The following is a 19143-nucleotide window of genomic DNA, read 5'->3' as shown; positions in this document are numbered from 1 at the left end:
ATGCCCGTCGACCATCGCGACGGCCCGGTGCACGCGGCCGAAGGGCACGACGAGCAGGCGGATGCCACGGGGGCGCGCTTCCCCGGCCCCGACCTCGCCGCGTTCGAGGCCGCCGCGGCGCAGGTGAGCAGGGTGGCCCGGCGCACGCCCATGGAGACCTCCCGCTTCCTCGCGGCGCGGCTCGGCGTCGACGTGCACCTGAAGTGCGAGAACCTGCAGCGCACGGGGTCGTACAAGCTCCGCGGCGCGTACCACCGCATCTCCCAGCTGACGCCCGAGGAGCAGGCGCGCGGCGTCGTGGCCGCATCGGCCGGCAACCACGCCCAGGGCGTCGCCTACGCGGCCCGTGAGCTCGGCATCCGCGCCACGATCTTCATGCCGGTCGGCGTCGCGCTGCCGAAGCTCGAGGCGACCAAGGCGTACGGCGCCGACGTCGTGCTCGAGGGCGGGGAGATCGCCGAGACGCTCGCCGCGGCATCCGCCTTCGCCCGTGAGACCGGCGCCGTCGTCATCCCCCCGTACGACCACCCCGACGTGATCGCCGGGCAGGGCACCCTCGGCCTCGAGATCCTCGAGCAGGCGCCCGACGTCGAGACCATCATCGTGCCGATCGGCGGCGGGGGGCTCGCCTCCGGCGTCGCCAGCGCCGCGAAGCAGCGCGCTGCCGAGCTCGGGCGCACGATCCGGGTGATCGGCGTGCAGGCGCGCAACGCGGCACCGTACGTGCCCTCGCTGGCGGCGGGGGAGCCGGTCCCCGTGCCGGTGGTGCCGACGATCGCCGACGGCATCGCCGTCTACCGTCCGGGCGTGCTGAACTTCGACATCATCCGCGAGGCGGTGGACGAGGTCGTCACGGTCTCCGACGACGACATCGCACGCGCGCTGCTCGTGCTGCTCGAGCGCGCGAAGCTCGTGGTGGAGCCCGCCGGCGCGGTCTCGGTCGCCGCCATCCTGTCGGGCCAGGTGGTCGGATCGGGGCCGACGGTCGCGCTCCTGTCGGGCGGCAACATCGATCCGCTGCTCATGCAGCGCGTGGTCGCGCACGGCCTCGCGGCATCCGGCCGCTACCTGACGCTCACGATCGGCCTGCCCGACCGCCCGGGTCAGCTCGCCCGCATCGCCGAGCTCATCGCCGAGGCGAACGCGAACGTCGTCGAGGTGCTGCACACCCGCCACGGGTCCGACCTCATGATCACCGAGGTCGCCCTGAAGATGTCGGTCGAGACCCGCGGCCCCGACCACAGCGCGCACGTGCTGCGCATCCTGCGCGAGGCCGGGTACGACCCGGTCGTGGGGGACTGAGCCCGGCGGACGACGACGCCCCCGCCGTCGTGGCGGGGGCGTCGCGCGCGAACTGCGGGTCGGGCTACTTGCCGTCCCAGGTGGCCACGTCGGTGACCTTCACCGTGATCTCGCGCCCGTTGGGAGCGGTGTAGGTGGTCGAGTCGCCGACCTTCAGGCCGAGGATGGCCTCGCCGAGCGGGCTCTGCGGGCTGTACACGTCGAGCTCGGAGTCGCCCGCGATCTCGCGGTTGCCGACGAGGAACCGCTCGCTGTCACCCGCGATGGTGGCGGTGACGACCGTGCCGGCCTCGACGACGCCGTGCGACTCGGGGGCCTCGCCGACCTGCGCGCTGCGCAGCAGCGCGGTGAGCTGGCGGATGCGCGCCTCCTGCTTGCCCTGCTCGTCCTTCGCGGCGTGGTAGCCGCCGTTCTCCTTGAGGTCGCCCTCCTCACGGGCAGCCTCGATCCGCTTCGCGATCTCGTCGCGACCGGCGGTGCTGAGGTGCTCGAGCTCGCCGGCCAGGCGGTCGTAGGCGTCCTGGGTGAGCCAGGTGACCGTAGCGTCCTGCGCCATGGTTCTCCTCCAGATACACGTCGCGCCCCGACGAGTGCCGGGGCGAATCATTGATTCTAGGTCAGCCAGCACCGGTAGATCAAACCGGTGTTGGCCTCCTGTGCGGTGCGGACGGTCTCGGTGAAGGTGCGGGTGTACTCGTCGGAGGCCGGGATCTCGACGACCTTCCAGCCCACGACGACGAAGTCCTCGTTGAGTGCCTGCACGACGCACGCGGTCGTGCTGCCGACCGGCGCCGCGAGGTCCCAGCGCACCTCGACGGCCCGCTCGTCGGCGAGCAGGCGGTGCCCCGTGTCGGTCACCTCGAGGGTCGGGCGGGTGCCGTCGAGCCCGGCCCAGACGACCCACGCGACGAACACCACGGCGAATGCCGCGGCCACCACGACGAGGATGGTGCGCTCGCGCCGCTTCGAGGTGCGGGTGCGCCCGTACCGTTCGGCGAGCACCTCGTCGGCCACGTGCGCTCCTCTCGATCGATTACGCTGGAACCAGCCTAAACTCCCGTGATCGAAGGGTCGTCCATGCCGTTCTCCGCCGTCGCGGTGCTCCTCGTTCGCACGGCCGAGGAGGAGTTCGACCCGAACTCGGTGACGCCCGGTCCGCTCGGCTTCATCGCCATCTTCGTGGTGATGATCGCGGTCATCCTGCTCGCGATGGACATGGTCCGCCGCATCCGTCGCACCACCTACCGCGACGAGATCCGTGAGCGGCTCGAGGCGGAGCAGCTCGCCGCCGAGGCCGAGGCCGCCGCGAACGCGGGAGAGCCGGGCGAGTCGACGGATGCCTCCGGCGAGCCCTCGACCGACCGGCCCGACGACTCGCGCGGCTGACGCGTCAGCCCGCGGGCTCGCCCGCGCGGGCTCAGCCCGCGTGGTAGGCGGGCGCGAGGGCGATGAGCAGCGTCGCCGTCCAGTGGCAGAGGAACGCCAGCACGGTGAACACGTGGAAGATCTCGTGGAAGCCGAAGTGGCCGGGCCACGGGTTCGGCTTCTTGAGCGCGTAGACGACGGCGCCGAGCGTGTAGAGCACGCCGCCGACCGTGACGAGCACCATCATCGCGACGCTCGCCTCGAGCAGGTCGCCGAGGAACATGACCGCCGCCCAGCCGAGCAGCAGGTAGATCGGCACGTACAGCCAGCGCGGCGCGGTGATCCAGAACACCCGGAAGCCGATGCCGAGCAGGGCGCCGCCCCAGACGATCCCGAGCAGCAGCCAGCCCTTCTCGGGCGGGAGCGCGAGGATCGACAGCGGCGTGTACGTGCCGGCGATGAGCAGGAAGATGTTCGCGTGGTCGATGCGCTTCAGGATGACCTTGACCTTCGGCGACCAGTCGAACCGGTGGTACAGCGCCGAGTTGCCGAACAGCAGCAGCGACGTGAGCATGAAGACCGCCGACGCCCACTTCGCGGGGGCGCCCTGCGCGAGGGAGATCAGCACGATGCCCGCGGCGATCGCGACCGGGAAGGTGCCGGCGTGGATCCAGCCGCGCCATGTGGGGCGGATCTCCGCCGGATTGGCGACGGACGCGTCGAGGAGCGGGATGTTCGGCAGGTGCGGATCGCGCTGCTCGTCCGCGGCGACCGCCCGGTCGGAGGCATCGAGCTCCTGCGCCGGGTGGTGGAGGTGCTCGGCGACGTCTTCGGGCCGGCCGGTCTGCTGCGGGGTCATGCAGCAAGCGTAGGACAGCACGTATGCCGGGAAGCTGGGAGTGTGGGCAGGATCGCGTGGCCGCGACGCGCGGCCGGTCGGGAGTACGGTAGGTCCGTGCAGAAGCGGGACCGATCGAACGACCGCGGCATCCTCTACCGGTTGTACGCGAACCGACTGCAGCGGGAACTGGAGTCGATGACGCTGCCGCACCACGTGGCGATGATCATCGACGGGAACCGCCGCTGGGCGAAGCAGCTCGGCTACGAGACGGCGGCGCACGGGCATCGCGCGGGCGCCGCGAAGATGCGCGAGTTCCTCGAGTGGTGCGACGACCTCGGCATCCAGGTGGTCACGCTCTACCTGCTCTCGGCCGACAACCTCGGCAACCGCTCGGACGACGAGCTGAGCGACCTCGTCGAGATCATCGCCGACCTCGCCGACGAGGTCTCCCGGTACCGCGACTGGCGCGTGCAGCACGTCGGCTCGCGCGAGGGGCTGCCCGAGCCGCTGGTGGCTGCGCTCGGGGCCGCCGAGGCGCGTACCGCGGGTCGCTCCGGGCTGCACGTGAACCTCGCCGTCGGCTACGGCGGCCGCCGCGAGATCACCGACGCGATGCGCTCGATCGTGGCCTCGCACCACGCCGAGGGGCGCAGCCTCGAGGACCTGGCGGAGTCGCTCACCCCCGACCTGATCGGCCAGCACCTCTACACGGGCGGGCAGCCCGACCCCGACCTGGTCATCCGCACCTCGGGTGAGCAGCGCCTCAGCGACTTCATGCTGTGGCAGGCCGCGCACAGCGAGTTCTACTTCGTGGAGGCGCTCGGCCCCGACCTGCGGCGCATCGACTTCCTGCGCGCCGTGCGCGACTTCGCGAGCCGTCAGCGGCGGTTCGGCGGATGAGGCCTGCCCGCGCGGCGCGGTGCTCTGCCAGAATGAGCGGCGGAGAGGGGGAGACCACGTGAGTCTCGACCGCTACATCGAGGGCTTCGACGAGGAGCCCGGCTACCTGGACTACGGGCGCTTCGGACCGCTCTCGCGGGTGGTGCTCGAGGAGGGCAACGTCTTCGCCGACTTCCTGCGCCGGGCACGGCACGGCAGCCTCGACGTGCTCGACGACCAGGACCTGCGGCTGCGCGAGGCCGTCGCCGCGCTGACCGGGTTCGACGTCGAGCGCATCGGCTTCCAGCCCAACACGACGTCCGGGCTGCTGCACGCCATGTTCGGCCTGACCGGTCAGGTGCTGCTCTCGCCCGACGAGTTCCCGAGCCTGCCGATCTCCGCCGTGCGGGCCCAGGAGGCGCTGCACACCGTGCAGCCCGCGTGGCTCGCGACCGACCACGGGCGGGTCACGCCCGGCACCGTCCGCGAGCAGCTTGCCGACAACACCGTCGCCGTCGCGGTGAGCCTCGTCGACGCGCGCACCGGGTACCTGGCCGACCTCGAGGGCATCCGCCAGGTCATCGGCGACCGCCTGCTCATCGTCGACGCCATCCAGGGCTTCGGGGTCGTGGACGTCCCGTGGGAGCACGCCGACGTCATCGCGTCCGGCGGCCAGAAGTGGTGCCGTGCGGGCTGGGGCACCGGCTTCCTCGCCCTGTCGGAGCGTGCGGAGGAGCTGCTCGTGCCCGTGTTCTCGGGATACACCGGCACGGACGCCGACGAGGTGTGGGGCGAGGTGCCGCCACCGGCATCCGGCGCCCGCGCCTATCGCACGTCGTCACCCGACCCGATCGCGGAGTCGCGCCTCGCCGCTGCCCTCGAGGAGATCGCCGAAGTCGGCGTGGCGGAGATCCAGGCGTCGATCGCACGCCGGGTCAGCGACGTGATCGACCTCGCCGACGACTTCGCGGTGCCGCTCGCGTCGTCGCGCGACGAGCGGGAGCGCGCCGGCATCGTGGTGCTCGAGCCCGAGCCCGAGCGGCTGAGCGCCCTGACCGCCGCGCTGCACAACCACGGCGTCACGGCGACCACCCGGCTCGGCACGGTGCGCCTGTCGATCCACGCCGGCACGAACGAGGAGACCCTCGACATGCTGCGCGCCGCGCTCGTGTCGTTCTCGACGACCGGGTTCTGAGCCGGCCCGCTGCCGGGCGGCATCGAGGCGGGGTACCGATCCGGTGCGGTCCGGTTCGGGACCCGCAGGCAACGCGCAGGCGTCGATCGCGTGACGGGCGCGTTTCGTTCCGCGTGTCGGTTACCTCCGCCGTCGGGGGTCGGACGTACCGTCGGAGACATCAGGCAAGGCGCCTGGTCGAGGCGGCCGCGTACGACTCGAACCGAAGCTGCGTGGCCGGCTCGCAAGAGCCGAGCTGCAGCTCGGAGTGGGAGCGGTTGTGACCTCACTCGAAACACCGAAGTCCACCACACAGCCGACGAGCCGGGCCGAGCGGGCCCGGGACGCGAAGATCCCACAGGCGGAACGGTCCTTCGTCCTGGACACCTCCGTCCTGCTGTCCGATCCGAGGGCGCTGTTCCGCTTCGCGGAGCACGCGGTCATCCTGCCGGTGGTCGTCATCACCGAGCTGGAGGCCAAGCGCCACGACCCGGAGATCGGCTACTTCGCACGTCAGGCGCTGCGCATCCTCGACGAGCTCCGCGTCGAGCACGAGCGGCTGGACTTCCCCATCCCGGTCGGTGACGGCGGCTCGCTCCGCGTCGAGCTGAACCACTCCAACCCGACCGTGCTCCCGAGCGGCCTGCGCCTCGGCGACAACGACTCCCGCATCCTCGCGTGCGCGATGAACCTCGCCAACGACGGCGTCGCCGTCACCGTGGTGTCCAAGGACCTCCCGCTGCGCGTGAAGGCCGCCTCGATCGGCATCGACGCGGAGGAGTACCGCCACGAGCTCGCGGTCGACTCCGGCTGGACCGGCATGTCCGAGATCGCGCTCGGCGGCGACGACATGGCCCTGCTCTACGAGCACGAGACGCTCGACAGCGACCTCGTCGAGGGACTCCCGATGAACACCGGCCTGGTCGTGCAGTCCGAGCGGGGCTCGGCGCTCGCCCGCGTCACGGGGGAGCGCTCGATGCGCCTCGTCCGCGGCGACCGCGACGTGTTCGGCGTGCACGGCCGCTCGGCCGAACAGCGGCTCGCGATCGACCTGCTGCTCGACCCCGAGGTCGGCATCCTCTCGCTCGGCGGCCGCGCCGGCACCGGCAAGTCGGCGCTCGCGCTCTGTGCGGGCCTCGAGGCCGTGCTCGAGCGGCAGCAGCACAAGAAGATCATGGTCTTCCGCCCGCTGTACGCCGTCGGCGGCCAGGAGCTCGGCTACCTGCCGGGCGACCAGGGCGAGAAGATGAACCCGTGGGGCCAGGCCGTGTTCGACACGCTCGGCGCGCTCGTCTCGCAGAACGTGCTCGACGAGGTCGTCGAGCGGGGCATCCTCGAGGTGCTGCCGCTCACGCACATCCGGGGCCGATCGCTGCACGACGCGTTCGTGATCGTCGACGAGGCCCAGTCGCTCGAGCGCAACGTGCTGCTGACGATGCTCTCGCGCATCGGCCAGAACTCGCGGGTCGTGCTCACCCACGACGTCGCCCAGCGCGACAACCTGCGGGTGGGACGGCACGACGGCGTCGCATCCGTCATCGAGACGCTGAAGGGGCACCCGCTGTTCGGGCACGTCACCCTCACCCGCTCGGAGCGGTCGGCCATCGCCGCGCTCGTGTCGGAGATGCTCGACGGGAACGACCTGCCGTAGGCCCGGCATCCGTTCGGCCCCGGCAACGACGAGGCGCCCCCGCTCCTGATGCGGGGGCGCCTCGCGTCGTCTGCGGCTGCCGGCTAGGTGTAGGAGGCCAGGACGTTGTTGACGCTGGCCGGGGTGATGGCAGCGGGCGGGCTTCCGCCGTGTGCTCCGTGTGGTCGGTGATAGTTGTAGTGCAGGTTCCAGAGCACCAGCGCGTCTGCACGCTCTTGTTCTGAGCGCCAGGTGCGGGCGTAGAGGAAGTCCTCCGCGAGGATCCGGTTGTAGCGCTCGACTTTCCCGTTGTGGCGCGGCGTGTAGGGCGTGATGCGCTGATGCCGTGCGGGCCTGACGGTCTCGGCGAAGACCTTCGCGCGGTAGCAGGCGCCATTGTCCGTGACGACGCGTTCTATCGAGGTGATCCCGTGCGCGGCGAACCACTCTTTCGCCCGGTCAAGGAACTCGGCCGCGGTAGCGCCCTTTTCGTCGTCGAGAGCCTCGGTGTAGGCGAGGCGGGTATGTCCGTCGATGGCGGAGTGGAGGTAGACGTAGCTTGCGCGGGCGCCGCGCTGCTTCGTTCGTTCGACGGCTCGGGCCTGCGCGCTGCCTCGTCCATGAACGCGCCAGCCGCCGCCGTCGGGGATGCGTCCGACCTTCTTGACGTCGATATGGATCATGTGCCCGGGACGTTGGGCGATGATGCGCTGTGGTTCGCGGTCGGGCTCCCCGCTCGGGTCGATGAACCTGCGCCGGTTCAGCCCGAGCTGCGCTAGGACGCGCGTGACCGTGCGGCGGCTGATGACGACGCCTTCCTTCGCCAGCTCGAACTCGATTCTCGATGCCGACCATTTGAAGTCACGGCGCATCCGCTCGATCTGCGCAACGAGCGTGCCGTCGGTCGCGGTTGGCTGGCGCAGCGGCGTTGAGGAACGGTCCTGCAGGCCGATCTCGCCAAACTGTCGGTGCCGGTTCACCCATTTCGACGCTGTCGCGCGGGAGACTCCCATCTCCGCGGCGACGTGCGCGATCGGGCGTGTCCGACACCGCTCCACCAGTCGACGACGGCCTTCGACCGTCAACGGTGCATTGGCATGACTCATCCGCTGATCGTGTGGGACCGTGCAATGAGGTCGGCCATCGCCGTCTGGAAGTCGACGCGCCGCTGATGGGTCCATCCTGTCGTCAACTCGTCGAACACCCGTTCCTGCCATGCGTGAGCCTGCCGCAGGACAGCGCGTCCGCGGGGAGTGACAGCGACCTCACGCCTACGACCATCGGTTGGGTTGGTCACCAGCGTCACGTAGCCGGCGTCGACTGCGCTCTTGACCAGGCGCGACGCGCCGCTCTGATCGATGCCGATCTCGTCCGCAACCGCATTCACTGTCGCAGGCTCCTCGCGCCCGACCAGGGCAGCCACGGCCTCCGTTGCCAAGACCAGCCGCCCCTGTTCAGCGATGGAGGCATCGCCAGCCATGGAACGACGTGACCAATGCCGCACGAAACCGAAGAGAAGCTGCCCCGGCCCTGGCGCGCTCATTCTGTTGCGGCCATCTCGCGACAGATGTATGCCAAATCCAGCGCCGACCTCAGATCAGGCAACCGGAGCGCAGCAGTGGCCCTCCCGTCCGTTACGCGGAACACCGTCGCCACACGCGTGGGTGTCTGATTCTCAGGCCATGTCGCGTCTTCCTCGACCACCATCAGCCGGTCACTGATCGGATGCCACGAGCGCGGGACGAGCCGGATCCCAGAGCGCTCAACCCAATCAGCGAACTGGTCCGACGAGATCGGTCCCGCGCCCTTCGGCCCTAGCACGACGATCGGATCACCGACAGCCTCCGCCGAACGACGTAGATCACCAGAGTTCACTGCCGCATGCCATTCGTTGATGGCCTTTTCTAGGACTGATTCCATGAACACAGTGTATGCGAATCGCATATATCTGGCGCGTTCACGTCAAGAACCTCCTGGCCAACAACAGCTAGGCCTGCGGCGGGCGCGTCATCTTCAGCAGGTCGAGGGCGGCGTCGAGCTGCTCCTCGGTGACCTCGCCGCGCTCGACGTAGCCGAGGTCGATGACCGCCTCGCGCACCGTGATGCCCTTGGCGACCGAGTGCTTCGCGATCTTCGCGGCGGCCTCGTAGCCGATGACCTTGTTGAGCGGCGTGACGATCGACGGCGACATGCCGGCCAGCGCGCTCGTGCGCTCGGTGTTCGCCTCGAGCCCGTCGACGGTCTTGTCGGCCAGCACGCGCACGGCGTTCGAGAGCAGGCGGATCGACTCGAGCAGCGCGGTGCCCATGACCGGAATCTGCACGTTCAGCTCGAACGAGCCGGATGCGCCGGACCAGGCGATGCTCGCGTCGTTGCCGACCACGCGGGAGGCGACCATGAGCACGGCCTCGGGTACGACGGGGTTGACCTTGCCGGGCATGATCGACGAGCCGGGCTGGAGGTCGGGGATGTGCAGTTCGCCGAGGCCGGTGTTCGGGCCCGAGCCCATCCATCGGAGGTCGTTGCAGATCTTGGTGAGGCTCACGGCGATGGTGCGCAGGGCACCGGATGCCTCGACCAGCCCGTCGCGGTTGGCCTGCGCCTCGAAGTGGTCGAGCGCCTCGGTGATCGGCAGCTCGGTCTCCTCCTGGAGGATCGCGATGACGCGCTGCGGGAAGCCCGCGGGGGTGTTGATGCCGGTGCCGGTGGCGGTACCGCCGAGCGGCACCTCGGCGACTCGGGGCAGCGCCGACTGCACGCGCTCGATGCCGAGGCGGATCTGGCGGGCGTAGCCGCCGAACTCCTGGCCGAGGGTGACGGGAGTGGCGTCCATGAGGTGCGTGCGACCCGACTTGACCTCGTTCGCCCAGGCCTCGGCCTTCGCCTCGAGGGACACCGCGAGGTGGTCGAGGGCGGGGATGAGGTCGTCGATGAGCGCGCTCGTGACGGCGATGTGCACCGAGGTCGGGAACACGTCGTTCGACGACTGCGAGGCGTTCACGTGGTCGTTGGGGTGCACCGGCGAGCCGAGGCGCTCGGTCGCGAGGGTTGCGAGCACCTCGTTCATGTTCATGTTCGACGAGGTGCCCGAACCGGTCTGGTACACGTCGACCGGGAAGTGCGCGTCGTGGCGGCCCGTGATGACCTCGTCGGCGGCACCGGCGATCGCGTCGGCGAGGGCGCGATCGAGCACGCCCAGTTCGGCGTTCGCGAGTGCAGCGGCCTTCTTGATGCGCGCGAGCGCCGCGATCTGCGCGGGCTCGAGCGTGGAGCCCGAGATCGGGAAGTTCTCCACCGCCCGCTGCGTCTGGGCCCGGTACAGGGCGTAGGCGGGGACGCGGACCTCGCCCATCGTGTCGTGCTCGATCCGGTACTCGGCCTGATTGTCCACCACGGTGTGTGCTTCCCTTTCGTCGGCGTGCCGGGACGCCGCCCGGCGGGGGTCTCGTCGTGCGCTAGAGCTGCCCGACGACGACATCGGTCTCGACCCGGCCTTCCATGAGCCGGTAGTTCGCCCCGACGACAGCCAGCGTACCTTCCGCGATCGCCTCGCTGATCATCTCGGAGCGCTCGATCATCTCGGACACCGTGTCGCGCAGGTGCTCTCGTCCGACGAACCCGGCGTCGACGTGCGAGGGCTCCACCGGGGCATCCGGGCCCACCCCCGCGACCTTCCGCACGGCGGGCACGATGCGGTCGACGACCGTCTTGACGTGCGCCGGCAACGGCTGGGCATCGGCGGCCTGCGAGTCGATCGCGGCCTGCACGGCGCCGCACGCGTCGTGGCCGAGCACGAGGATGAGCGGCACGCCGAGCACGCCGACCGCGTACTCGAGGGAGCCGAGCACGTCCTCGGCGACGACCTGGCCGGCGTTGCGCACGACGAACGCGTCGCCGAGCCCCACGTCGAAGATGATCTCGGCCGAGAGGCGCGAGTCGGCGCAGCCGAAGATCGCCACCAGCGGGCGCTGGCCCTGGGAGAGCGCGGCGCGGTGCTCGACGTCCTGGTGCGGGTGCTCCGGGGTGCCGGCGACGAAGCGGCGGTTGCCGTCGCGCAGGGCGATCCACGTGTCGCGGGGCGAGACGGGGAGGAAGGGGCTGTCGGTGCGGGCCATCGGTCGGTCCGTTCTCGAGGCGGTCGGGGATGCGGCGGTCTGGTGGTGCGGGTCAGGGGAGGTTCGCGGCGACGGTCGGCGCGACCGCCTCGGCGAGCGCGACGAACTCGTCGTCGGTGCCGGTGCCGAGCAGCACGAAGGTGCTGCCGCCCGCCTCGGTGACGAGGCCGTAGCGGGCGTTGCCGACGTCGTCGCCGGAGGTGCGGTTGTCGTAGACCGTCCACTCGACGCCGGCGACGTCGGTCACGCCGACCGCGAGGGTGCGCGCGAGCGTCTCGGCGACCCAGGTCGGGTTCGCGTCGAACGCCTGGTACATGCCGACGTACTCGTCCGACGGGGTGAGGTAGCCGGCGTACCAGCTGGTCACGCCGTCGACGCCGCTCGTGCGCAGCTCGGCGGCGTTCGCGCGCCAGCCGTCGGGCAGCTCGGGCACCGCGAGCGTCTCGGAGGTCGCGATGGCCGCCTGCTCGGCGACCGACGCGACGTCGACGTCGGGCTCGATCGGGGTGTCGCTGCGCGGCACGAGCAGCACGATGACCAGCACGATGCCGAGCGACGCGAACAGCGAGCCGAGCAGGTTGCCGACGGTCTGGCGGCGTCGGCGGTCGGCCGCGCCCTGCGCCTTGCGCGCGGCGGTCTCGGCGGGCGTCTCCGGTCGTCCGAGCTCGGCGACCACGCGGGGGCCGCGGGCCATCAGTCGTCGTCCCCGGCGCTCGCCGCCGTGCCCGCACGGGCCGCCTCGAGGCGTGCGCGCGCACCGACGAGCCACTCCTCGCAGCGGGCGGCCAGCGCCTCGCCGCGCTCCCAGAGCTGGAGCGAGTGCTCGAGGGTGGGGGCGCCCTGCTCGAGTTCGCCGACGACGCGGACGAGTTCGTCGCGCGCCTGCTCGTAGCTGAGCTCGGCGATGTCGTCGTGGGCGGGCATGGGGTCCATTCTATTCGGCCCCGGCGGTGCGGCCGTCGGGGTCGGGGTCGGGGTCGGTGGCGTGCGCGGTCGGGGCGGCGGATGCGGCCACCGGATGCTCCGCGGGCGGGGCGCCGTCCACGCGCTCGCCCGGGCCGAGCGACGCGGCGCGGATCGAGCCGACCGGCAGTGCCACGAGCACCTCGTCGCCCGCGGGGGCGTCGGCCGGCTCGCGCACGATGCGCCCGTCCGTGCGCTGCACGATCGAGTAGCCGCGGTCGAGCGTGGCCTGCGGCGACAGCGCACGCAGGCGCGCGTGCAGCTGGTCGGTCGCGACGCCCGCGCGCTCGATCGCGCGTTCGGCCAGGTCGGCGCCGCGCGCGACCCACCGTGTGACCTCCTCGGCGCGCGCGTCGACGATGCTGCGCGGGTCGGCGAGCACCGGGCGCGAGCGGAGCTGGCCGATGCGGTCCACCTCCGCGGCGACCAGATGCGTCATGCGTGCGCCGATGCGGGCACGGGCCTGACGCACGCGGGCCAGCTCGTCGGCCACGTCGGGCACGACGCGCTTCGCGGCATCCGTCGGCGTGGAGGCCCGGAGGTCGGCGACCTCGTCGAGCAGCGGCCGGTCGGCCTCGTGCCCGATGGCGCTGACGATGGGCGTGGTCGCGGCCGCCGCGGCGCGCAGCACCCGCTCGTCGCTGAAGCCGAGCAGGTTCTGGAAGTCGCCGCCGCCGCGGGCGACGATGATCACGTCGACCTCGGGGTCGGCGTCGAGCCGCTCGATCGCGCGGCTCACCTCGCGGGCGGTGCGGTCGCCCTGCACGGCCGCGTGCACGACGCGGAAGTCGACCGACGGCCAGCGGAGACGTGCGTTGCGCAGCACGTCCTGCTCGGCGTCGCTGTCCTTGCCCGTGACCAGCCCGATGCAATGGGGCAGGAACGGCAGCGGGCGCTTGCGGGCGGGATCGAACAGCCCCTCGGCCGCGAGCTGCGCGCGCAGGCGCTCGAGGCGCTCCAGCAGGTCGCCGAGTCCGACGTGGCGCAGCTCGTAGACCTGCATCGAGAGCGAGCCGCCCTTGACCCACCAGTTCGGCTTGACGAGCGCGACGACGCGATCGCCCTGTGCGAACTCCTCCGACAGGCGCGCGCGCACCGACGACCAGAGCGTGAAGCTCAGCGTGGCATCCCGGTCGAGGTCCTTGAGCTTGCCGTAGACGTTGCCGTTCGAGACGCCCCACTGGGTGACCTCGCCCTCGACCCAGGCGGTGCCGAGCCGGTCGATGTAGCCGCGCAGCTTCTCGGAGAGCAGGGCGACGGGCCACGGTGCATCGCGTGTCGAGGGGGCGTCGGTCATGGTCTCCTCTCGGGCCGGCGCCCAGGCGGCGGCCCGTAGACTGGCGGCGTGACGATCACCACGGATGCCCCCCGAGTCGCCCTCGGCATGCCCCGCGTCCCCGCGGTGCGCGGGCGGCTCAAGGATACCCCGGTCGCAGGCGAGAAGAAGGTGCTGCTCGCCGCCCCGAGAGGGTACTGCGCGGGCGTCGACCGCGCGGTGATCGCCGTCGAGAAGGCGCTCGAGCACTACGGCGCGCCCGTGTACGTGCGCAAGCAGATCGTGCACAACATCCACGTCGTGACCGAGCTCGAGAAGCAGGGCGCGATCTTCGTCGAGGAGGTCGACGAGGTGCCCGAGGGCGAGCACATCGTCTTCAGCGCGCACGGCGTCTCGCCCGCCGTCGTGGGTGCCGCGGCCGACCGTGGCCTGCACGCGATCGACGCCACGTGCCCGCTGGTCACCAAGGTGCACCGCGAGGCCGTGCGCTTCGCGCGCGACGACTACGAGATCCTGCTCATCGGCCACGAGGGCCACGAGGAGGTCGAGGGCACCGCCGGCGAGGCGCCCGACCACGTCACCCTCGTGAACAGCCCCGACGACGTGCCGAACATCGAGGTGAACGACCCCGACAAGGTCGTCTGGCTCTCGCAGACCACGCTGTCGGTCGACGAGACCATGGAGACCGTGCGCCGCCTGCGCGAGCGCTTCCCGAACCTGCAGGACCCGCCGTCGGACGACATCTGCTACGCCACGCAGAACCGCCAGGTCGCGATCAAGAAGGTCGCGCAGGGCGCCGACCTCGTCATCGTCGTCGGCAGCGCGAACTCGTCGAACAGCGTGCGCCTCGTCGAGGTCGCCCTCGAGTACGGCGCGAAGGCCGCGTACCGGGTCGACTTCTCGACGCAGATCCAGCAGGAGTGGCTCGAGGGCGTCGAGACGGTCGGCGTCACCAGCGGCGCATCCGTGCCCGAGGGCCTCGTGCAGGAGGTGCTGATCGAGCTCGCCGATGCCGGGTACGGCGCGGTCGAGGAGGTCAAGACGGCCGAGGAGGACCTCATGTTCTCGCTGCCGAAGGAGCTCCGCAAGGACCTGAAGGGCTCGGGCCGCGCGCGCGGCGCCGCCCAGCACTGATCCGTTCGCTGCAGGCGCACAGCAGAGGGCGGGCGGATGCTTGTGAGTGAGCACTCACTCGCTTAGCATCGCCGCATGGCAGTGCGCACGGAGCGGGCGCGGCCCCTTCCGCCGGAGGATCGCCGCGAGGCGATCGCCGACGCCGTCGTACCGCTGCTGGTCGCGCACGGACGCGACGTGAGCACCCGACAGATCGCCGAGGCGGCCGGCGTCGCCGAGGGCACGCTGTTCCGTGCGTTCGACGACAAGGACGCGATCATCGACGCGGCCGTCACGCGGTACCTCGACCCCGAGCCGCTGCGGCGGAAGCTGCGCGCGATCGACGCCTCGATGCCGCTCGAGTGGAAGGTCGAGCGCGTGCTCGACCACCTGCAGGAGCGGTTCCGCGGCGTGATGGGCGTGATGTCCGCGGCCGGCATGCGCCCGCCGCCCCCGCACCGCCACCACCACGGCGAGGTCTACGAGGGCATCATCGCCGACCTGCTGGCGCCGGACGCCGATCGCCTCGGCGCCACTCCCCGCCAGGTCGCGCGCTACCTGCGCATGATCGCCTTCGCCTCCGCAGTGCCCGCGTTCGGCGAGACCGTCGGCCTCGACACCGCAGAGCTCGTCGACCTGATCACGAACGGCATCGCGTCCGGGCATCCGCTCGACCGCCCCTGACACTCCACTCGCACCAACGGAAGAAGGCACACCCCGTGCTCTGGAAACTCCTCACCCGCTACCTGAGGCCGCACTGGCCGCTGCTCGCCGCAGTCGTGGTGTTCCAGCTGATCCAGTCGATCCTGACGCTCCTGCTGCCCGCCCTCAACGCGGACATCATCGACGACGGCGTCGCCACCGGCGACACCGGCTACATCCTCTCCACGGGCGGGCTCATGCTCGTCATCACGCTCGCGCAGATCACCTGCGCGATCATCGCCGTGTACTTCGCCGCGAAGCTGTCGATGGGTCTCGGTCGCGACGTGCGCACGGCCGTCTTCGCCCGGGTCGGCGTCTTCAGCGAGCAGGAGGTCTCGCGCTTCGGCGCGCCGAGCCTCATCACGCGCTCGACCAACGACGTGCAGCAGGTGCAGATGCTCGTGCTCATGGCGTGCACCCTGCTCGTGTCGGCCCCGATCCTCGCGATCGGCGGCGTGATCATGGCGATGGGCCAGGACCTCCAGCTGTCGTGGATCATGGCGGTCGCCGTGCCGGTGCTGCTCATCGCGATCGGCGGCATCGTCGTGCGCATGGTGCCGCAGTTCGAGAAGATGCAGAAGCGCATCGACACCGTGAACCGCGTGCTGCGCGAGCAGCTCACCGGTATCCGGGTCATCCGCGCATTCGTGCGCGAGCCGGTCGAGACGAAGCGCTTCGCGACCGCCAACGCCGAGCTCACCGACACCGCGTTGCGCGCCGGACGGCTGTTCGCCCTGGTCTTCCCCGTCGCGATGGGGGTGCTGAACATCTCGAGCGTCGCCGTGCTCTGGTTCGGCGCGTTCCTCATCGAGGACGGCTCGATGCAGATCGGCGCGCTCACGGCGTTCCTCACGTACCTCATCCAGATCCTGATGGCGGTCATGATGACCACGTTCATCGCCGTGATCCTCCCGCGCGCGGCGGTCTCCGGCGGGCGCATCCAGGAGGTGCTGCTCACCGACACGAGCGTCGTCGAGCCGACCGACGCGACCACGACGCTCACCGACCCGGGGACGGTCGAATTCCGCAGCGTCGAGTTCGCGTACCCGGGCGCCGAGCAGCCGGTGCTGCACGACCTCAGCTTCACCGCACGGCCGGGCCAGGTCACGGCGATCATCGGCAGCACCGGCGCCGGCAAGACGACGCTGCTGAACCTCATCCCGCGCCTGTTCGACGTCACCGGGGGGCAGGTGCTCGTCGGCGGCGTCGACGTGCGCGAGCTCGACCCCGAGGTGCGCAACGCCCAGCTCGGGCTGATCCCGCAGAAGGCGTACCTGTTCGCGGGCACGGTCGGCTCCACGGTGCGGTACGGCGACCCGGATGCCACGGACGACGAGGTCTGGCAGGCGCTCGCGACCGCACAGGCATCCGACTTCGTCCAGGCCATGCACGAGGGACTCGACACCCCGATCGCCCAGGGCGGCACGAACGTCTCGGGCGGCCAGCGCCAGCGCCTGTCGATCGCCCGGGCCCTGTTGAAACGACCACCGATCCTGTTGTTCGACGACTCGTTCTCGGCGCTCGACACGGCGACGGATGCCCGGCTGCGCACCGCGCTCGACCGTGCAGCGGCCGACGCCACCCGCATCGTGGTCGCGCAGCGCGTGTCGACCATCGTCGACGCCGACCAGATCCTCGTGCTCGACGCGGGGCGCATCGTCGCCCGCGGCACCCACGAGGAGCTCATCGAGACGTCGCCGACCTACGCCGAGATCGTCGAGAGCCAGCTGAGCGCGGAGGAGGCGGCATGAGCGAGCGCACCCCCAGCCGGCCGCAGCAGCGCGGCCCCCAGCCCGGCGGCCCCGCCGCGGGCATGGCCATGCCGGTCGAGAAGTCCATGAACTTCGGGCCGTCGGCCAAGCGCCTCATGGGGCGCCTGCGACCCGAGGCCTGGGCGGTCTTCGGCGTCATCCTGCTCGGCGTCGTCAGCGTGACGCTGACCGTGCTCGGCCCGAAGGCGCTCGGCGAGGCGACGAACCTCGTCTTCGAGGGCGCGATCTCGGCGAACCTCCCGGCGGGCACCACGCAGGAGCAGATCGTCGCCGGGCTCGAGGCATCCGGCGACACCCAGCAGGCCGAGATGCTCTCGGCCATGAACCTGACCCCCGGCGAGGGCATCGACTTCGGCGCGCTGTCGCAGGTGCTGCTGCTCGTGCTCGGCCTGTACGTGTTCGCGTCGGTGTTCGCGTGGCTGCAGGGCTACGTGCTGAACGGCATCACGCAGCGCACCGTCTACCGCCTGCGCGAGGACGTCGAGACGAAGCTGCACCGCCTGCCGCTGTCGTACTTCGACAAGATGCAGCGCGGCGAGCTGCTCTCGCGCGTCACGAACGACATCGACAACATCTCGCAGAGCCTGCAGCAGACGCTGAGCCAGCTGCTCACCTCGGTGCTCACCGTCATCGGCGTGATCACCATGATGTTCGTCATCTCGCCGCTGCTCGCGGTGATCGCGCTGGTCACGATCCCGCTGACGCTCGTCGTCACCGTGTTCATCGCCAAGCGCTCGCAGAAGCGGTTCGTCGCGCAGTGGAAGCACACCGGCGAGCTGAACGCGCAGATCGAGGAGGCGTTCACCGGCCACGCCCTCGTGAAGGTGTTCGGTCGCAGCAAGGAGGTCGAGCGCGACTTCCACGGCACGAACGAGAAGCTGTACCAGGCGAGCTTCGGCGCCCAGTTCTTCTCCGGCATCATCATGCCGGCGATGATGTTCATCGGGAACCTCGTGTACGTGGCGATCGCGGTCGTCGGCGGCCTGCTGGTCGCGAACGGGTCGATGCGACTCGGCGACGTGCAGGCGTTCATCCAGTACTCGCGCCAGTTCACGCAGCCGCTCACCACGATCGGCTCGATGGTCAACCTGCTGCAGTCGGGCGTCGCGAGTGCCGAGCGCGTGTTCGAGCTGCTCGACGCCGACGAGCAGTCGGCCGACCCCGACGAGGGGGAGCAGCCGCTGGAGCGCACCGGGCGCCTGGAGTTCGAGGACGTGTCGTTCCGCTACGAGGAGGACGTGCCGCTCATCGACGGGCTGTCGCTCGTCGCCGAGCCGGGGCACACGATCGCGATCGTCGGCCCGACCGGTGCCGGCAAGACCACGCTCGTGAACCTCATCATGCGCTTCTACGAGCTCGACGCGGGCCGCATCACGCTCGACGGGGTCGACATCACCCGGATGCGACGGGACGACCTCCGCGCCCGCATGGGCATGGTGCTGCAGGACACGTGGCTGTTCGCGGGCACGATCCGCGACAACATCGCCTACGGGCGGCCCGGTGCCACGGAGGAGGAGATCCTCGACGCGGCGCGCGCCACCTACGTCGACCGCTTCGTGCACATGCTGCCCGACGGCTACGACACCGTGCTCGACGACGAGGCGTCGAACCTCTCCGCCGGCGAGAAGCAGCTGCTCACGATCGCGCGGGCGTTCCTGGCGCGGCCGAGCGTGCTCATCCTCGACGAGGCGACGAGCTCGGTCGACACCCGCACCGAGCTCCTCGTGCAGCAGGCGATGAGCGCGTTGCGCAAGGACCGCACGAGCTTCGTGATCGCCCACCGGCTCTCCACGATCCGCGACGCCGACACCATCATCGTCATGGAGCACGGCTCGATCGTGGAGCAGGGCACGCACGCCGGGCTGATCGCCGCGGAGGGCGCGTACGCGCGACTGTACGAGGCGCAGTTCGCGGCGCCGATCGAGGAGGACGACCCCGAGGGCGACGCGGCGCTGGTGGGGCAGCCGAGCTAGTGCCCGCACGAACGACGCCCCCGCCCGGTCCGGGCGGG

The 19143-nt window shown here is 70.9% G+C and carries 20 protein-coding genes; 9 read left to right on the top strand and 11 right to left on the bottom strand.

Annotated elements, in window-relative coordinates:
• A complete protein-coding gene (gene ilvA, locus ABZK10_RS16945; RefSeq protein WP_436408548.1) occupies positions 1–1302 on the top strand; it encodes a threonine ammonia-lyase in 1302 nt (433 codons plus the stop codon).
• Between the two features lie 64 nt (positions 1303–1366).
• On the opposite strand, the gene greA is transcribed toward ilvA, so the two are convergent.
• On the bottom strand, positions 1367–1858 hold the full coding sequence (gene greA, locus ABZK10_RS16940) for a transcription elongation factor GreA (RefSeq protein ID WP_353810460.1): 492 nt from the start codon (positions 1856–1858) through the stop codon (positions 1367–1369).
• A gap of 56 nt (positions 1859–1914) precedes the next feature.
• Positions 1915–2316: a DUF4307 domain-containing protein gene (locus tag ABZK10_RS16935; protein ID WP_353810459.1), complete on the bottom strand. Its 402-nt coding sequence runs from the start codon at positions 2314–2316 to the stop codon at positions 1915–1917.
• Between the two features lie 63 nt (positions 2317–2379).
• On the opposite strand from ABZK10_RS16935, the gene ABZK10_RS16930 reads away from it, so the two are divergent.
• Positions 2380–2688 (top strand): hypothetical protein, encoded by a 309-nt coding sequence (locus ABZK10_RS16930; protein WP_353810458.1) that lies wholly within the window; start codon positions 2380–2382, stop codon positions 2686–2688.
• 31 nt (positions 2689–2719) lie between these two features.
• Here ABZK10_RS16930 and trhA read toward each other — a convergent pair whose 3' ends face one another.
• Complete coding sequence (trhA, locus tag ABZK10_RS16925) at positions 2720–3526, bottom strand: PAQR family membrane homeostasis protein TrhA (RefSeq protein WP_353810457.1); 807 nt, start codon at positions 3524–3526, stop codon at positions 2720–2722.
• Between the two features lie 96 nt (positions 3527–3622).
• On the opposite strand from trhA, the gene ABZK10_RS16920 reads away from it, so the two are divergent.
• The 3 genes from ABZK10_RS16920 (at position 3623) to phoH2 (ending at position 7212) form a co-directional block, all read left to right on the top strand.
• A complete protein-coding gene (locus ABZK10_RS16920) occupies positions 3623–4408 on the top strand; it encodes an isoprenyl transferase (protein WP_353810456.1) in 786 nt (261 codons plus the stop codon).
• A gap of 58 nt (positions 4409–4466) precedes the next feature.
• The gene (locus tag ABZK10_RS16915) at positions 4467–5582 is read left to right on the top strand and encodes an aminotransferase class V-fold PLP-dependent enzyme (protein WP_353810455.1); all 1116 of its coding nucleotides are present in this window, start codon (positions 4467–4469) and stop codon (positions 5580–5582) included.
• 259 nt (positions 5583–5841) lie between these two features.
• The gene (gene phoH2, locus ABZK10_RS16910; RefSeq protein WP_436408540.1) at positions 5842–7212 is read left to right on the top strand and encodes an RNA 5'-3' helicase PhoH2; all 1371 of its coding nucleotides are present in this window, start codon (positions 5842–5844) and stop codon (positions 7210–7212) included.
• 83 nt (positions 7213–7295) lie between these two features.
• Here phoH2 and ABZK10_RS16905 read toward each other — a convergent pair whose 3' ends face one another.
• The 8 genes from ABZK10_RS16905 to xseA all read right to left on the bottom strand — a co-directional run bounded on the left by ABZK10_RS16905 (position 7296) and on the right by xseA (position 13566).
• Complete coding sequence (locus ABZK10_RS16905) at positions 7296–8297, bottom strand: IS481 family transposase (RefSeq protein WP_353810454.1); 1002 nt, start codon at positions 8295–8297, stop codon at positions 7296–7298.
• Positions 8294–8671: a MarR family winged helix-turn-helix transcriptional regulator gene (locus ABZK10_RS16900; protein ID WP_353810453.1), complete on the bottom strand. Its 378-nt coding sequence runs from the start codon at positions 8669–8671 to the stop codon at positions 8294–8296. Before ABZK10_RS16900 ends, ABZK10_RS16905 begins: the two co-directional genes overlap by 4 nt.
• 59 nt (positions 8672–8730) lie before the next feature.
• The gene (locus tag ABZK10_RS16895; protein ID WP_353810452.1) at positions 8731–9111 is read right to left on the bottom strand and encodes a hypothetical protein; all 381 of its coding nucleotides are present in this window, start codon (positions 9109–9111) and stop codon (positions 8731–8733) included.
• Positions 9112–9178: 67 nt separating this feature from the next.
• Positions 9179–10585, bottom strand: a complete 1407-nt coding sequence (locus tag ABZK10_RS16890) for a class II fumarate hydratase (RefSeq protein ID WP_353810451.1) — start codon at positions 10583–10585, stop codon at positions 9179–9181.
• Between the two features lie 61 nt (positions 10586–10646).
• Positions 10647–11306: a carbonic anhydrase gene (locus ABZK10_RS16885; RefSeq protein WP_353810450.1), complete on the bottom strand. Its 660-nt coding sequence runs from the start codon at positions 11304–11306 to the stop codon at positions 10647–10649.
• Between the two features lie 52 nt (positions 11307–11358).
• Positions 11359–12000, bottom strand: coding sequence for a DUF4245 domain-containing protein (locus ABZK10_RS16880; protein ID WP_353810449.1), 642 nt, complete (start codon positions 11998–12000; stop codon positions 11359–11361).
• The gene (locus ABZK10_RS16875; RefSeq protein WP_353810448.1) at positions 12000–12239 is read right to left on the bottom strand and encodes an exodeoxyribonuclease VII small subunit; all 240 of its coding nucleotides are present in this window, start codon (positions 12237–12239) and stop codon (positions 12000–12002) included. The genes ABZK10_RS16880 and ABZK10_RS16875 overlap by 1 nt, the downstream gene beginning before the upstream one ends.
• A 1-nt stretch (position 12240) precedes the next feature.
• Positions 12241–13566 carry an exodeoxyribonuclease VII large subunit gene (gene xseA / locus ABZK10_RS16870; RefSeq protein WP_353810447.1) on the bottom strand — a complete coding sequence of 442 codons (1326 nt, stop codon included), beginning with the start codon at positions 13564–13566 and terminating at the stop codon, positions 12241–12243.
• 87 nt (positions 13567–13653) lie between these two features.
• Between xseA and ABZK10_RS16865 the strand changes: the two genes are divergently transcribed.
• The 4 genes from ABZK10_RS16865 to ABZK10_RS16850 all read left to right on the top strand — a co-directional run bounded on the left by ABZK10_RS16865 (position 13654) and on the right by ABZK10_RS16850 (position 19105).
• The gene (locus tag ABZK10_RS16865) at positions 13654–14679 is read left to right on the top strand and encodes a 4-hydroxy-3-methylbut-2-enyl diphosphate reductase (protein ID WP_353810566.1); all 1026 of its coding nucleotides are present in this window, start codon (positions 13654–13656) and stop codon (positions 14677–14679) included.
• Positions 14680–14754: 75 nt separating this feature from the next.
• Positions 14755–15342: a TetR/AcrR family transcriptional regulator gene (locus tag ABZK10_RS16860; protein WP_353810446.1), complete on the top strand. Its 588-nt coding sequence runs from the start codon at positions 14755–14757 to the stop codon at positions 15340–15342.
• 35 nt (positions 15343–15377) lie between these two features.
• The gene (locus tag ABZK10_RS16855; protein ID WP_353810445.1) at positions 15378–17111 is read left to right on the top strand and encodes an ABC transporter ATP-binding protein; all 1734 of its coding nucleotides are present in this window, start codon (positions 15378–15380) and stop codon (positions 17109–17111) included.
• Positions 17108–19105: an ABC transporter ATP-binding protein gene (locus ABZK10_RS16850; RefSeq protein ID WP_353810444.1), complete on the top strand. Its 1998-nt coding sequence runs from the start codon at positions 17108–17110 to the stop codon at positions 19103–19105. The genes ABZK10_RS16855 and ABZK10_RS16850 overlap by 4 nt, the downstream gene beginning before the upstream one ends.
• Positions 19106–19143: the final 38 nt, after the last annotated feature.

It is taken from the genome of Agromyces sp. SYSU T00194, from assembly GCF_040496035.1.
Lineage (GTDB): Bacteria > Actinomycetota > Actinomycetes > Actinomycetales > Microbacteriaceae > Agromyces > Agromyces chitinivorans.
The sequence above is the reverse complement of the archived record's forward strand: the minus strand, read 5'-3'. Positions and strand labels throughout refer to the sequence as shown.

Excerpts from the sequence above, each read along its gene's own strand:
- ilvA (WP_436408548.1), top strand. The coding sequence starts at position 1 with ATGCCCGTCGACCATCGCGACGGCCCGGTGCACGCGGCCGAAGGGCAC.
- greA (WP_353810460.1), bottom strand. The coding sequence starts at position 1,858 with ATGGCGCAGGACGCTACGGTCACCTGGCTCACCCAGGACGCCTACGAC.
- ABZK10_RS16930 (WP_353810458.1), top strand. The coding sequence starts at position 2,380 with ATGCCGTTCTCCGCCGTCGCGGTGCTCCTCGTTCGCACGGCCGAGGAG.
- trhA (WP_353810457.1), bottom strand. The coding sequence starts at position 3,526 with ATGACCCCGCAGCAGACCGGCCGGCCCGAAGACGTCGCCGAGCACCTC.
- ABZK10_RS16905 (WP_353810454.1), bottom strand. The coding sequence starts at position 8,297 with ATGAGTCATGCCAATGCACCGTTGACGGTCGAAGGCCGTCGTCGACTG.
- ABZK10_RS16900 (WP_353810453.1), bottom strand. The coding sequence starts at position 8,671 with ATGGCTGGCGATGCCTCCATCGCTGAACAGGGGCGGCTGGTCTTGGCA.
- ABZK10_RS16895 (WP_353810452.1), bottom strand. The coding sequence starts at position 9,111 with ATGGAATCAGTCCTAGAAAAGGCCATCAACGAATGGCATGCGGCAGTG.
- ABZK10_RS16885 (WP_353810450.1), bottom strand. The coding sequence starts at position 11,306 with ATGGCCCGCACCGACAGCCCCTTCCTCCCCGTCTCGCCCCGCGACACG.
- ABZK10_RS16880 (WP_353810449.1), bottom strand. The coding sequence starts at position 12,000 with ATGGCCCGCGGCCCCCGCGTGGTCGCCGAGCTCGGACGACCGGAGACG.
- ABZK10_RS16875 (WP_353810448.1), bottom strand. The coding sequence starts at position 12,239 with ATGGACCCCATGCCCGCCCACGACGACATCGCCGAGCTCAGCTACGAG.
- xseA (WP_353810447.1), bottom strand. The coding sequence starts at position 13,566 with ATGACCGACGCCCCCTCGACACGCGATGCACCGTGGCCCGTCGCCCTG.
- ABZK10_RS16865 (WP_353810566.1), top strand. The coding sequence starts at position 13,654 with ATGCCCCGCGTCCCCGCGGTGCGCGGGCGGCTCAAGGATACCCCGGTC.
- ABZK10_RS16860 (WP_353810446.1), top strand. The coding sequence starts at position 14,755 with ATGGCAGTGCGCACGGAGCGGGCGCGGCCCCTTCCGCCGGAGGATCGC.
- ABZK10_RS16850 (WP_353810444.1), top strand. The coding sequence starts at position 17,108 with ATGAGCGAGCGCACCCCCAGCCGGCCGCAGCAGCGCGGCCCCCAGCCC.